At 37.5% G+C, this 13,719-nt stretch carries 10 protein-coding genes and 4 pseudogenes; 9 read left to right on the forward strand and 5 right to left on the reverse strand.

Annotation, left to right across the window (positions count from 1 at the left end; all coding sequences use genetic code 11):
- Nucleotides 1-70: 70 nt before the first annotated feature.
- The 4 pseudogenes from FVA72_RS04485 to FVA72_RS04500 all read right to left on the reverse strand — a co-directional run.
- A pseudogene (locus FVA72_RS04485) lies at nucleotides 71-433 on the reverse strand (IS1 family transposase); the annotation flags it as partial.
- A gap of 165 nt (nucleotides 434-598) precedes the next feature.
- Nucleotides 599-1,798: pseudogene (locus tag FVA72_RS22200) on the reverse strand (IS91 family transposase).
- A gap of 84 nt (nucleotides 1,799-1,882) precedes the next feature.
- Nucleotides 1,883-2,214 (reverse strand): annotated as a pseudogene (locus FVA72_RS04495) (IS1-like element transposase); the annotation flags it as partial.
- Nucleotides 2,211-2,693, reverse strand: a pseudogene (locus FVA72_RS04500) (IS4 family transposase); the annotation flags it as partial. The pseudogenes FVA72_RS04500 and FVA72_RS04495, both read right to left, overlap by 4 nt.
- Nucleotides 2,694-3,623: 930 nt before the next feature.
- Between FVA72_RS04500 and FVA72_RS04505 the strand changes: the two are divergent.
- The 9 genes from FVA72_RS04505 to tnpC all read left to right on the forward strand — a co-directional run bounded on the left by FVA72_RS04505 (nucleotide 3,624) and on the right by tnpC (nucleotide 12,676).
- Nucleotides 3,624-4,955, forward strand: a complete 1,332-nt coding sequence (locus tag FVA72_RS04505) for a lipopolysaccharide biosynthesis protein (RefSeq protein WP_200129173.1) — start codon at nucleotides 3,624-3,626, stop codon at nucleotides 4,953-4,955.
- A 77-nt stretch (nucleotides 4,956-5,032) separates the two neighbouring features.
- A complete protein-coding gene (locus FVA72_RS04510; protein ID WP_137018897.1) occupies nucleotides 5,033-5,932 on the forward strand; it encodes an ATP-grasp fold amidoligase family protein in 900 nt (299 codons plus the stop codon).
- A gap of 69 nt (nucleotides 5,933-6,001) precedes the next feature.
- Entirely contained in the window at nucleotides 6,002-7,168 is a 1,167-nt protein-coding gene (locus tag FVA72_RS04515; protein WP_137018899.1) for a nucleotide sugar dehydrogenase, read from the forward strand.
- A 29-nt stretch (nucleotides 7,169-7,197) separates the two neighbouring features.
- Nucleotides 7,198-8,115 carry a glycosyltransferase family 2 protein gene (locus FVA72_RS04520; RefSeq protein ID WP_137018901.1) on the forward strand — a complete coding sequence of 306 codons (918 nt, stop codon included), beginning with the start codon at nucleotides 7,198-7,200 and terminating at the stop codon, nucleotides 8,113-8,115.
- A gap of 223 nt (nucleotides 8,116-8,338) precedes the next feature.
- Nucleotides 8,339-9,096, forward strand: a protein-coding gene (locus FVA72_RS04525) for an IS5 family transposase (protein ID WP_243154738.1) whose coding sequence is annotated in 2 segments (ribosomal slippage) — nucleotides 8,339-8,641 and nucleotides 8,644-9,096 — 756 coding nt in all. Because the reading frame shifts where the segments join, the coding sequence is not laid out codon by codon here.
- A gap of 101 nt (nucleotides 9,097-9,197) precedes the next feature.
- Nucleotides 9,198-9,878, forward strand: coding sequence for a beta-1,6-N-acetylglucosaminyltransferase (locus FVA72_RS04530; protein WP_137018905.1), 681 nt, complete (start codon nucleotides 9,198-9,200; stop codon nucleotides 9,876-9,878).
- A gap of 552 nt (nucleotides 9,879-10,430) precedes the next feature.
- On the forward strand, nucleotides 10,431-10,727 hold the full coding sequence (tnpA, locus tag FVA72_RS21955; protein WP_008914069.1) for an IS66 family insertion sequence element accessory protein TnpA: 297 nt from the start codon (nucleotides 10,431-10,433) through the stop codon (nucleotides 10,725-10,727).
- On the forward strand, nucleotides 10,724-11,068 hold the full coding sequence (gene tnpB, locus FVA72_RS04540; RefSeq protein ID WP_034167512.1) for an IS66 family insertion sequence element accessory protein TnpB: 345 nt from the start codon (nucleotides 10,724-10,726) through the stop codon (nucleotides 11,066-11,068). The genes tnpA and tnpB overlap by 4 nt, the downstream gene beginning before the upstream one ends.
- 84 nt (nucleotides 11,069-11,152) lie before the next feature.
- The gene (gene tnpC, locus FVA72_RS04545) at nucleotides 11,153-12,676 is read left to right on the forward strand and encodes an IS66 family transposase (RefSeq protein ID WP_137018908.1); all 1,524 of its coding nucleotides are present in this window, start codon (nucleotides 11,153-11,155) and stop codon (nucleotides 12,674-12,676) included.
- A 386-nt stretch (nucleotides 12,677-13,062) separates the two neighbouring features.
- On the opposite strand, the gene FVA72_RS04550 is transcribed toward tnpC, so the two are convergent.
- On the reverse strand, nucleotides 13,063-13,647 hold the full coding sequence (locus FVA72_RS04550) for an antirestriction protein ArdA (RefSeq protein ID WP_137018910.1): 585 nt from the start codon (nucleotides 13,645-13,647) through the stop codon (nucleotides 13,063-13,065).
- Between the last annotated feature and the right edge of the window lie 72 nt (nucleotides 13,648-13,719).

Genomic DNA, 13,719 nt, shown 5'->3' on the forward strand with positions numbered 1-13,719 from the left:
GAGGAAAATTTCAGAATTATCAGTGAACTGGTAGCTATAAGCCTGGGGCGGTAGCGTGCCAAAACTCTTATCAATATAGAGAGCATTTACGTACAATGAATGTCCCGATGATTTTGTCATGCATTTCTGGAGACTTCGAGTAACCTAAGGTCTTACGGTTAAGGAGCTTCAATATGTTTCTCAGGTTCAAATTCTCTCTTTCTATTCGTTGCGTATAAAACTTATTTGGCACATGTTTCTGCTTAGGCAATATCTCATAAGCACTGAGTTTATCTGTGCATCAAAAAGTCACATTAAACCGAGACAGTAAAGCCGGTAACTGGCAAAGAGTCCTTTTGTTTCGACGACTAAACGTATGAGCAATAATCCGTTTTAGGCGGGGCTCCCAAGCATACCAGAGCCAGCGTTGTTGCTTCTTACTAGTCACAAAAGACTACTGTTCATGGTTAGGAGATTCAATCAATGTAGTGGCGCATGAATGAGAATATTTTGATGCCTGTGCTCTCATTAAATTCGGGTTGCTCAGGCTTTGTTTAATCCTGATATTAGCTAATTGATTAAACAATCATCTGAAAATCGAATTTTAAGCGCATTGATCCTAGGTTGCGGTTTGCAACCATCGTTTCTTGGCCATTTTATCGTGCCTTTCAGATAATAATGTGGCTGCGTGACTCCCTTTTTCTGCGCTCATAAATCGTAGCCGGTTACTGCATAAAATACATTGGTACGGGGCGGTGTTTAAAAATCCTTTGATAAGAGCTGCAAAGCCGGATTTTTCCGGTACGCTTGGCGCACTCATCTCCAATGCTTCATACACCTTGGGTAATAAGCTTCCACGTTTGCGATTGGCTAAAAATCCGTAATAGCGGATCATTTTAAAATGGCGGGCAGGGATATGGCTGACATAACGTCGTATCATCTCTTCTTGGAATAAGGTTTGTTGCCGATATTGCTGGTTGTGGTGAGCATAATAATGATGAACCACGGTGCCGCCGCGGTATCGTTTTAATTGAGAAGCCTAGATAGGGGGAAGTTTTAAGTAAACGGCCTAAATACTTCATATTGTGCCAAGCGACACGAGTCTTTTTAGCAAAATGGAGTTTCCAATAGCGCTGAAACTGGGTGTTGAGATAACGACACCACGTCGGGTAATCCCGGATGTGTCCGAAATCCGGTAATGTTTTTGGCTGCAATTGACCATAGGCATCCCGAAGGAGCCGAATGATGGCACTGCGCCAGACCTTTTCGACCTCTTTCTTTTTAAAGAAAATCGATTTCTAGGTGTCATATTGGGTGAGGCCACCGTGGGTGACCGATAAATGAATATGCGGATGTTGATTAAGCTGGCGACCATAGGTATGAAGGGCGCAAAAAATGCCGATTTCGAGGCCGAGGTGTCGTGTGTGTTTGAGCGTGGCACGGTATCAGCGCGAAAGAGTTGGTTGAGTAAGGGCTAGTTGTTATTGAAGAAAGGCCAAAGCAGATGAGGCATGGTGAGGGTGATATGTTGCCATTCATAATCAGGTAAGATATGACGCTGCTGTGCAATCCATTGTTCAGTGGCTTTCATACCTCAAGCACTGCAGGCTTTGGATTTACAGCTTTGGCAGAAAAAGCGTGAATGAGAGCAATCGGGAGACTGACAGCAATAGCGCCGAACGCCCATAGCTCAAGTGCCGCAGGCGAACATTTTTTCGGCGCTGAGACCCTGCCATTCATCCACGTAATTATTCTCGATTAAATGGTTCCATGCGTCGTTGTATTGAGATAGTAGCTTTGCAGGTCTGGGAATATACATGGAGCAGAGTATAAAAGACGAGAAGGGAATTGCCTGGAAATAGAGCAGCTCAGCCGCGATGCTCACGCCAAAGGAGTGCTTATGTTCACCAACTTTGCAAAGGAGTTTAATGTGCAAATTATCAAGGCGTAAAGACGTTACCTGCCGTAGCAAGAGTTTTTTAAAGTGCGAACAACCGCATTAATACTGATATGCCAGGCTCTGGCGGTATCACGAATACCGGCATTATTCATCGTGAGGTCAATAATTTTATCCTTTGTTCCTGGTTGGCAGGCGCGATATTCATAATCTAATTGGAAACTTCGGCTACAGCCTTGGCTACGATAACGTTGATGGCCAGTATTTCCTAATCCATGTTTTTTCACTAAGGAAGTTTGTTGACAAAATGGACACTTTACACTGAGAGATCTCCTCATAATTTCCCCAAAACGTAACCATGTGTGAATGGATTTTGAGCAAGTAGGGTTGCAGCCACGAGTAAGTCTTCCCTTGTTATTGTGTAGCCAGAATGCCGCAAAACTTCCATGCCTAAGCGAACTGTTGAGAGTACGTTTCGATTTCTGACTGTGTTAGCCTGGAAGTGCTTGTCCCAACCTTGTTTCTGAGCATGAACGCCCGCAAGCCAACATGTTAGTTGAAGCATCAGGGCGATTAGCAGCATGATATCAAAACGCTCTGAGCTGCTCGTTCGGCTATGGCGTAGGCCTAGTCCGTAGGCAGGACTTTTCAAGTCTCGGAAGGTTTCTTCAATCTGCATTCGCTTCGAATAGATATTAATAAGTTGTTTGGGTGTTCGAATTTCAACAGGTAAGTTAGTTGCTAGAATCCATGGCTCCTTTGCCGACGCTTAGTAGATTTTAGGTGACGGGTGGTGACAATGAGTCCGTGTCGAGCGCTAATGAATCCCCTAATGATTTTTATAAAAATCATTAGGGGATTCATTAGCACTTTACATCGACTTTAGCTATGAATATTCTCCGGTAAATTGCCTTATATTACAGGTTGAACACCGGACTGAATACATGACCTTAATAAGAGTTCACCAAAATGTTTGTTATATTAAGTTATGCTGCTCATTCTAATTAAACAAAAATCTTAATTAAATAATAACGCAAATATTTACTAGTCGATAGTTGATAGTTGGTGGTTGGTAGTTGATAGTTGATAGTTGATAGGTGCTCATGAGGCTATCAAACAAAAATAAGGAATAATTTCCGAGTTCTCCACGCGAAAATTGTAAAATAATGTGCGAGTATACAAAATAATCTTAATACTGAGGGAAGTATTTGAGAACTCATTACTATATAATAAAATTCTCATAGGAATATATGCTGTTACACAAAAACAAGTTTTCACCCACTTACTATTAAGAGTCTATCTCAAAAAGATTTGTTGTATAATGAACTAAAATAATTTCTAAGAATAATGGGCAGCAGGTAGTAAGTGACAAATATTAGCTATGAACGCTGGAATAATATGGCTTCGCTTATCCTGGAATATAAAATCCACCATTCTCTTGGGATATATCACAGACGCGTAGATAACCTGACTGTAATGAATAGCATTTTTTTGCTCAGAACTGGTTAGCAGTGGAGTATTCTAAATGTAACAGGTATCTGTCCATACAGTATTGCTTATCGTCGTTTTCAGGCTTGGCATGATGCTTACGTTTATGAATTCTGCTAGCAGAATGGGTTACTGGCTTGCGATGGATGGCTGAATGACTAAATCGATACATGCAAGTTTCAAAAAATGGGAAGAAGTCTCATTAACTGGGAAAATTAAGGCGTAAAACGTAATTTAATCACATAGAGATATTTCATCAGTGTTTCAAAAAAAAATACCTTTAAAAATAAATAGCAAATTAAAAAATATAGTCAGTAATAAGTTTATTAGAAATGTTATAATTATAGCAAGCGGAACAGCTGGTGCTCAAATAATAAGTATGCTGTTTTCACCAATTATAACTCGCTTATATGGCCCTGAAGTATTTGGTATATTAGGAACATTTACAGCTATTTTAACAGTAATAACGCCAATAGCAGCCCTTACTTATCCCATTGCTATTGTGTTGCCTAAATCAGATGCAAATGCTAAAGGTATTGCTATTCTTAGTATTAGATTAGCAATCTTAGTATCGGTATTAATAGCATTAGTCTTGTTAATAGAAAATGATTGGATAGCTCACATTTTAAGACTTGGGATTATAAAAGAATTTTTACTTTTTATTCCGATAGTGATGTTTTTTTCAGCATATCAAGAAATACTTGCTCAATGGTGCATTAGGAAAAAACAATTTAAACTCACTGCTCGTGTAACAATTATACAGGCAATTATACTTAATGGTGCTAAAGCAGGTCTTGGATTAATATATCCTATAAGTAAAACGTTAATAATAATAACAGTTTTTGGTTTTCTTATTAATGGTATCCTGCTTAAATTAGGTTTAAAAAGGCAAAAAATCAGTTTTTTTGATAAAAAAATTAATACGGGAAATTTATTCCAATTAGCACATCAATACAGCGACTTTCCTTTATATAGAGCTCCTCAAGTCGTATTAAATGCATTATCACAAAGCTTACCAATATTGATGCTAGCAAGTTTTTTTGGTCCCGCATCTGCTGGTTTTTATAGTATCGGTAGAACAGTATTAGGTATTCCTTCCACTCTAATAGGAAAGTCAGTAGGTGACGTTTTTTACCCAAGAATATCAGAAGCAGTAAATAATAAAGAGAAAGTATCTAACTTAATATCAAAAGCTACCATACTAATGTCTGCAGTTGGTATCATCCCTTTTGGTGTTGTGGTTATATTTGGACCTTATTTATTTGATATAATATTTGGTAGTGACTGGGTGGTTGCTGGAGAATATGCCAGATGGCTTGCCTTGTGGTTATATTTTGGTTTTTTAAATCGTCCTAGTGTAGCTGCAATTGCTGCCTTGAAACTACAAGGGTTTTTCCTTATATATGAATTAATAAGTATAGTTTTAAGAGTAGGTAGTTTATATATGGGTTTTTCAATATATAATAGTGATATAATAGCGATTGCCTTATTTTCAATTTGCGGTGTAATATTAAACATATCTTTAATCATTTTTACCTTAAAAAAATCAAAAGAATATCTTGTTCAAATAACTAAAAACAATCATGAGTAATTATTATCGTGTTAGTATATCTAGCATAAAAACCGATAGAATAGATTGTATTATTTTAAATAGCATAAGGTCATTATATGTGTTCGGTTAAAAATTCAAACCAATCTTTATTAAGTAAATGTAAAAAAATATATGGTGCCTTTACTCCTAATATATTAAAAAACTATATTAATTTTTATAGAACATTTAAAAGATTTCCATCTTTAAAAAATAGTAAATATTTTAATGAGAAAATTTTATATAGAAAAATTTTTGATCGAAATTTTTTATATACATATTGTTCAGATAAGCTATTAGTTCGAAACTATATAAGCCGTAAAATTGGGGGGGAGTATCTTATTCCGTTAATAGCTGTTATGGATGAGCCTGAAGATTTAAGAAATATCAATGATTTTTCAAATACTGTAATAAAACCAAATCATGGAGCTGGAATGGTAAAAATTGTTGGTAATAATAACTTAACCAGCAATGAAATTGAAGATTTAATATCTCAAGTAAAGTTATGGATGAAGATAGATTTCTCTGAAATATCATTTGAGCCTCATTATAAAAATATTGAGAGAAAAATTATAGTTGAAAAGTCAATATGTGAAAATGATATAGCCCCTATTGATTATAAATTTCATTGCTTTAAACAAAAAAATGACTCAATTAAAACATTATTACAAGTAATAGGTGGAAGATTTGGCGACAATGGGTCTCAAGAATTTTATCTTGATAACTTAGAGAATTGTATAAGAAAAATTGGATGTAAAACAGAATCAAGCTTAGTTCCTAAAGAACATCATCAATTATTGTTAAAAGCAATGGAGTTAAATAAAGTTCTTTCTCAAGACTTTAATTATGTTAGGATTGATTGGTACATTTCTAATGGATACTTATATTTTGGAGAATTAACTTTTACATCAGGTGCAGGTTTAAGTGTATCTTTCGGTGATGATTTAGAAAAATTGATGAGTGAATGGTGGGTATTATAATTTATTCCTAGGGTTTGATTTATATATAGAATATTCGTTACAAATTGAAATACATAGAGCATGATTCTAATGAAAATAGCAATTGCAGGTACAGGCTATGTGGGTCTGTCTAACGCCATGTTACTGTCACAAAACCACGAAGTGGTGGCCGTCGACATCGTGCCTGAAAAAGTGGCAATGCTGAACAATAAGCAATCGCCGATTATCGATACCGAAATTGAACAGTTTTTGCGTGAAAAAACACTCAATTTCCGTGCAACCCAAGATATTGTTGAAGCCTATACCGGCGCACAGTATGTGATTGTTGCCACACCGACTGACTATGACCCGAAAAGCAACTACTTCAATACCAAGTCAGTTGAATCAGTCATTCATGATGTGCAGAAAATTAACCCAGCAGCCACCATTATTGTTAAATCCACCATCCCTGTTGGCTTTACTGAGCGCCTGCGTGAAGAGTTTGGCTACACCAATGTGATTTTCTCCCCTGAATTTTTACGTGAAGGCCGCGCGCTGTGGGATAACTTGTACCCATCACGTATTGTGGTGGGTGAACGCTCTGAGCGAGCGGAAATCTTTGCGGATTTGCTGCTCGAAGGCGCTATCAAAAAAGATGTCCCTGTGCTGTTTACCGATGGCACTGAAGCGGAAGCGATTAAATTATTCGCCAATACTTACTTAGCGATGCGTGTGGCCTATTTCAATGAATTAGATACCTATGCAGAGAGCCGTGGCTTGAACGCACGTCAAATCATCGAAGGGGTATCTTTAGACCCACGTATTGGCAGCCATTACAACAACCCATCTTTTGGTTATGGCGGTTATTGTTTGCCGAAAGATACCAAGCAGCTGTTGGCGAACTATGATGATGTGCCAAACAACCTGATTAATGCCATTGTTGAATCAAACCGCACGCGTAAAGATTTTATCTCTGATGCCATTATTGCCAAGTCACCGCGCAAAGTGGGTGTTTATCGCCTAGTCATGAAAGCCGGTTCAGATAACTTCCGTGCTTCTGCGGTGCAAGGTGTGATGAAACGCATCAAAGCCAAAGGGATTGAAGTCATCGTCTATGAGCCAGTGCTAAAAGAAGGCGAGTTTTTCCGTTCAAAAGTGTATCGCGATTTAGAGGAATTTAAAGCCGATTGTGACATTATTTTGGCTAACCGCATGGTGCCTGAATTGGAAGATGTCGCAAAAAAAGTGTATACCCGTGATCTATTTGGGAATGATTAATTTATTAATTGGCAAAATGAGATTTATTTATGTGTGATGTAAGTGTAGTAATACCATACTATAATGATAGTCCGGTGTTCGAACGCTGTTTAAAAAGCGTTGTATTGCAGTCTTTGAAGCCTAAAGAAATAATTATTATTGATGACTGTTCAACTGACAGTGAAAAGTTAAAGGTAATAATAAATAATTACATTATATTAGACAATAATATTAATATTCTTTACTTTAGAAATATAGAAAATAAAAATGGTGCATACTCGAGAAATAAAGGTATATCTTTATGTTCTAGCTCATATATTGCTTTGCTAGATGCTGACGACTACTGGCATAAAAACCATTTAGAGTTATCTATTAATACGTTAGTAACTAATCATTCTGATTTTGTATTTTCTAACGTAATATATGTTAACTATGATGGAACAGAAAAGCGAAGAAAAGTTACAGATCCTAAAAATATAAAAAACAAATTCGACATTTTATTAAAGTCCCCCCCACAGACAAATTCTTTTGTATTCAAAAAGGAAGTAAGGGAAAAAATAAATTTTAATGAAAAATTAAGAAGACACCAAGATTATCAATATATTCTAGATGTCTTGAAAAAAGATATAGATTTTACATATATAGATATATATACATCATATTACTGTGCTTCACATAGAAGCTTGAAGACAAGACTTCACTATAGTTCTATGTTATATTTTTGGGATAATGATGCATTTATCTTCACAAAAAAAACAATAAAGAAACATTCTAGCAACTTAATATTTAAAAGTCTTGTAGATAGTGAATTGCTAATGAGTGATATAGAAAAAAACTATCCTAATCTAATTAAATTAATTAAAGGAAATATTTGCTATAAACTGCAAAAAAAAATAGGTAGTAATAATAAAATAAAAGCCTATTTTTTATTTTGTTTAAATAAATTATTTTTGAAAATTACATTCTAAATAGCATTGCTACTAATATTAGAGGCTCTCTCAATAGGGATTAATTACCGCATAAAAAATATATTATCACTGTAACCAAAACCTTATACAGCCTGACTTTTAAACATCGATATGGCTGGGTAAGGTGATGAATTTAGCTCCTATTGGGATAGGCTCTTAGAACCTATCCCAAAAGGAATTATCGTATAATATAATGAATTACGATACTTTCTGAGGGCAACGTATGGCAGGTAACAAGTGGCAAATCAGTGATGAACTCTGGGAGAAAATGGCTCCTCTCATCCCGGAGCATAGAACTCAACACCCGCTGGGTATGCACCGCAAGCGGGTTGATAATCGCGCTGCAATGAACGCCATTTTCTTCGTCCTCAGGACGGGTTGCCAGTGGAATGCGCTAAATGCCACCGGTATATGCTCGTTAAGCTCTGCTCATCGCCGATTTCAGGAGTGGCGGGATGCTGGCGTATTTGAACGCTTCTGGCAAAACGGGTTGCTTGCTTGTATGACCAAATCACCGCTGGCAGGCTCAAAAAAACAGGCAAGAACCCAACAGACCGGGGGAAACGGGGCGTAAAGCGCAGTCTGATGACGGACGGGAACGGGCTTCCGCTTGCACTGGTTGCCGCCGGAGCAAATACGCACGACATAAAGCTGGTTGCGGATACGCTCGATGCCCTCCAGACGGGCAGACCGGGCAATAGGCTCCGGTTGTGCATGGACAAAGGGTATGAAGCGGAATGGTTGGGAGCGTATCTGAAAAGTCGTCACTATGAGCCTCATATCCAGTCACGGAAGGATGAATCAGAAGCCATCAAAAACACGGATTTTAAGGCCCACCGCTGGGTTGTAGAGAGAACACACAGTTGGATGAATCGCTCCCGTCGTGTCCTGACTCGTTGGGAGAAGAAGGTCGAGAATTATGAAGCAATGCTGCATCTTGCCTGTGCCATCATTGTCTGGAATAAAATCCTTTTGGGATAGGTTCTTAGTCATTAATAATAAGGAAAAAATATGTAGCATACTATCTAAATTGTAACCTCTTAATTTTTTCAGTCACTTTTATTTAGGTTCAACAAAATATTATGAATTATGTATACGCCATTATTTGTCATAAGATAACTAACCCTCTTATCTTTACAGTTAATCACTTACTCAAAAGTAATAAAAGTATCGTACTCCTTCATATTGATAAAAAAACCCCAAAAATAGAAAGAGAAAAAATTTATTCCCATTTAGGAAAACATTCAAATTTATATTATATAGAAGAACAAGAATCTATTGACGTAAAATGGGGGAATTTTTCACAAATAGAAGTTATGCTTCTTCTAATGAAGAAAGCTCTTGATTTTGAGTTCCAATATTTTTCATTAATTTCTGGTGATGATATCCCTATTTTATCTAATAAACAAAGAGAAAAATATTTTGAAAATTCTTATAAAAAATCAGTAGAGTTTATCGGTATAAATCAAAAAAATGATGCATTTGATAGATTGGCAATAAATTATCCTAATTTCTTTTTTAAAAAAGATCATTCTCTTGTTGGAAAAATTAAGAAGAAAATTTTCATTTTTTTTGCAAAAAAAATGAAAAAAAATGATTTATCTCATCTACCTAAATTGTATAAAGGCTCTACGTGGTTTACACTTACAGATAAATCCATTCAATATATTTTTAATTATATAAATGCTAATTCTACCTATCTAAAAAGCTTTAAAAAATCTCTATGTGGTGATGAAGTTTTTTTTCAGACTATTAATTTTTAATAATAAAGATTTAAGAGCAAAAGTTTATGGATTAGATTTAAATCTATTAGACTGTGAAATGGGTGGAAGGTATATTGATTGGATAACAGGACCAGATTTTCCAAAAATACTGGATGAACATGACCTTAATCGAGTATATCAATCTCAATTATTATTTTCTAGAAAATTTAAAGAAAATATTTCACTATCTTCTCTTGAAAAGAATATGGAAAAACATTCAAAAGAATAGACCTCTTGCGAAAGTATAGTTTTATCTAGTTTTTGAATTGGCTAAAACTATGAAAGTCTGGACTTCGGTTGACAATTAGTTTTTTCTAGTTATAGCCGGAGGTCAGATATGATGAATATTAAGAGCCTATCTCAATAGGAGCTAAATTCATCACCTTACCCAGCCATATCGATGTTTTAAAGTCTGGCTGTATAAGGTTTTGGTTACAGTGATAATATATTTTTATGCGATAATTAATCCCTATTGAGATGTAAGCGGTTAATGAACCACACATACTAAACAAACTCGTCATTTGCCATAGTAGCTTTTTCATTGGAGGGACTATGGAACAACAAAGTAAACGAGAATACTGGGCTGCAATTCTAGAGCAGCAACGACAAAGTAATTTAGGCATTAAGCAGTTTTGCTCGGAGCAAAACATAAGCTATCAGACTTTTCACTATTGGTCGAAAAAGCTCACGCAATCCGAGCCTGAAACCAGGGTTCAACCTATCGTGGTGACAGAGCCTACCGTGAGCACAAGTTGTGTTGTGTTAATTCTCAATAATGGCATTCGAGCAGAACTGCCGGCAACGCTTAGCTCGCAACAAATTAAGACTTGGTTTGAAGCGCTACAATGATACCAACAGGTAAGGTTTTCCTCATCTCTGGAGTCACGGACATGCGTAAGTCCATTGATGGACTATCGTTGATTGTCGCGGAGACTCTTGAGATGGATCCGTTTAGTGAGTCTTGGTTCATTTTCTGCAATCGTACTCGAGATAAATTGAAAATCTTGTTTTGGGATACTAATGGCTTCTGGCTGTACTATCGTCGCTTAGAAAAAGGGACCTTCAAGTGGCCAAGACCCAGTGAGGACGGAGCCATTCATATTACTAAGCAACAACTGGGTTGGCTTCTTTCGGGGTTAACGCTCGAACATGCCAAAGCTCATCGTCCACTTCATAATCTAGAAGTGTGACCGCTGATACTGATCGTCACGTTGGGCTTGAACGATCCTTTTTTGCTGTCATACTTAAGTCATTGAGATGACCAGAGCCCAGACATGACCGACCTCCCTGATGATATCGACCAGCTAAAAGCTATGCTGCTTGAGCTTCACCAACAGAACGAAGCAAAAGATAAACTCCTTGAGGCAAAGCAAGAGGAGGTTGCCGAGCTCAAAACCAAAATTGAGTTGTTGATTGAACAGCTCAATTTAAGTAAGTCAAAGCGCTTCTCATCACAAAGTGAAAAAATACCCAAAGGTACGTTTAACGAAGCGGAGCAACAAAAGAGTACGGCTAAATCCGACGACGACAAGAAAAAAACAGGCCGTAAGCCTTTTCCAAAAGAGCTCGAGCGTGAAGTTCATAAACATGAACTCAATGCCCCTTATTGCGACTGCTGCGACGAGCCTTTACATCAATGTGGTGTTGAAACTTCTGAAGAGCTGAAAATCATCCCACAGAAGGTTAGTGTTATACGTCACGAGCGAACCAAGTACGCTTGCCGGCAGTGTGAAAAAACACAGACTGAAACAAAGATTATCACAGCCCCAAAACCCGCAAGTATGATCCCTAAAAGCCTAGGGAGTGCAGATGCATTCGCCGCTGTAGTCACAGCAAAATACGTTGATGCTCTGCCACTCTATCGCCAAGTGGATATTCTCAATCGCTCTGGTATAGATATTAGTCGCGCTACACTGGCCAACTGGTGCGTTCAGTTAGGAAGCAAAGTGCAAGTCATTATTGATGCAATGAAAAGTGAGTTATTGAAAGAAAAGCTCATCTGCACGGACGAAACCACTGTTCAAGTATTACGTGAAGAAGATAAGAAAGCACAATCTAAGTCATATATGTGGGTCTATCGTAGCGGTGAGTTCGTCAATAACCCAGTGGTTATCTACGACTATCAAGCCAGCCGCAGAGCAGAGTGCGTACAAGACTTTTTAGGTGGTTACTCTGGTTACTTGCTATCGGATGGCTACAGTGCATACGATAAACTTGAGGACGTGACTCAAGCTGCTTGCATGGCGCATGTACGCAGAAAGTTCACTGATGCTCAAAAAGCTTCACCATCAAAAAAAGCGGGCAAGCCAGAAAAAGCACTGAACTTTATTAGCAAACTATACGGTCTTGAAAAGAAAGCCAAAGGGCTTGATGCAAAATCTCGACACCAACTACGACAAGAAGAAGCCAAACCTATTTTAGATGAGTTCAAGCAATGGCTTGACAGTCAAAACGTTCTCCCTAAAGGATTACTTGGCAAAGCCATCACTTATACGCAAAACCAGTGGCCTAAGCTGCTTACCTACCTTGAAGACGGCGATATAAGTATCGACAACAATGTGACCGAACGAGATATAAGGCCGTTCACGACAGGTCGCAAAAATTGGATGTTCTCAACTTCGGTAGGCGGAGCAAAGGCGAGTGCAAACTTGTATAGCCTCGTGATGACTTGCCGCGCTAATGACATGAACCCTTATTATTACTTCCAACACCTGTTTACCGAGTTACCAAAACGAAGTCCGAAAGATAATGTGTCGGATCTCATGCCATGGAACGTAGAAATCAGTGAGGTTGAGTAAAGCTTTACTGGTTCATTAAGCGCTTACGAAAAAATCTTGCTCTAGCGGGAATGAAAACTCCCTGTGGCGTTGCTTTGATTGCATCACAGAGTTCAATTACAGGTAAATAATTTTTCATTTGTATTTAGATATAAATACTATGTGTTGTTATTCTGTTTCTAATAGTGTAATTGTCACCATAGTAAAATTAGCGCCTAGTTAATAGGTTGAATTAAATAAAAAATAATACCATAATAGCCTTCTTTACGGATATCCGTAAAGAAGGCTTGAAATAGAGTTTAGTTTTATTTGCGTTTTAGCCTATGGATGTCATTGGGATACCAATGCATCATTTATTCTCCCCTCTAAGGGAGGAAAGCGGCTTTACCCTTATTCTGTTGCCTTATCTACCCACTCGTATGATAAACATATCCTCCACTGTGAAAAATCCCCCCTTGTTCAAGACAAACATCACGTCCATAGCGTTCATAGTCAAAGTAATGGGATAAATGACCCAGTTGGGCTAAATCATAACAACCACTTTCTTCTATCCAGTAATAACCTAAATCATATTCATTATAGACCCCCGCTAATTGCTGGAAAGAATCTAAATTATCCGCTAAATGAATTAAATCATGGATTGAACTCGCGGAAGAACCGATTTCAATGGCTGCCTGATAAAGGTCAATTTCATCAGGCGATAACATGGCTAATCGCGAGGCTAACTCGTTCAACTCATCTAAAAGGCTGTATTCTGAAATGTAAGAAGAAAGGCCATCAATGGAGGATTCATAGTCGGTCAAGAAATACTCTTCATAGTGAATACCATCAATGCCAATCCGCATTAAACAGTGTTCGATCTCTTTTGAGGTTGCAGGAAGCTCAAGCCACTCACCGACCAGTTCACCTTCGTTATATTTACCTAAATTCGTAATAAAAACAGAAATCATCCCCGATTTTAGGCATGGGGAAGCCGTCGCAGTTTTACGCATATTCGTGTCCTATTATTGATGTATTGTGATTTAATTAATGGCGATATTTTGATAAAGGGATCTATTTCCCTT

Source organism: Providencia sp. PROV061, from assembly GCF_011045655.1.
In the GTDB taxonomy this organism is placed as follows: domain Bacteria; phylum Pseudomonadota; class Gammaproteobacteria; order Enterobacterales; family Enterobacteriaceae; genus Providencia; species Providencia hangzhouensis.

Coding starts and splice junctions, on each gene's coding strand:
- tnpC (WP_137018908.1), top strand. CDS start 11,153: ATGACCGACCTCCCTGATGATATCGACCAGCTAAAAGCTATGCTGCTT.
- FVA72_RS04520 (WP_137018901.1), top strand. CDS start 7,198: ATGTGTGATGTAAGTGTAGTAATACCATACTATAATGATAGTCCGGTG.
- FVA72_RS04510 (WP_137018897.1), top strand. CDS start 5,033: ATGTGTTCGGTTAAAAATTCAAACCAATCTTTATTAAGTAAATGTAAA.
- FVA72_RS04515 (WP_137018899.1), top strand. CDS start 6,002: ATGAAAATAGCAATTGCAGGTACAGGCTATGTGGGTCTGTCTAACGCC.
- FVA72_RS04550 (WP_137018910.1), bottom strand. CDS start 13,647: ATGCGTAAAACTGCGACGGCTTCCCCATGCCTAAAATCGGGGATGATT.
- tnpB (WP_034167512.1), top strand. CDS start 10,724: ATGATACCAACAGGTAAGGTTTTCCTCATCTCTGGAGTCACGGACATG.
- tnpA (WP_008914069.1), top strand. CDS start 10,431: ATGGAACAACAAAGTAAACGAGAATACTGGGCTGCAATTCTAGAGCAG.
- FVA72_RS04530 (WP_137018905.1), top strand. CDS start 9,198: ATGAATTATGTATACGCCATTATTTGTCATAAGATAACTAACCCTCTT.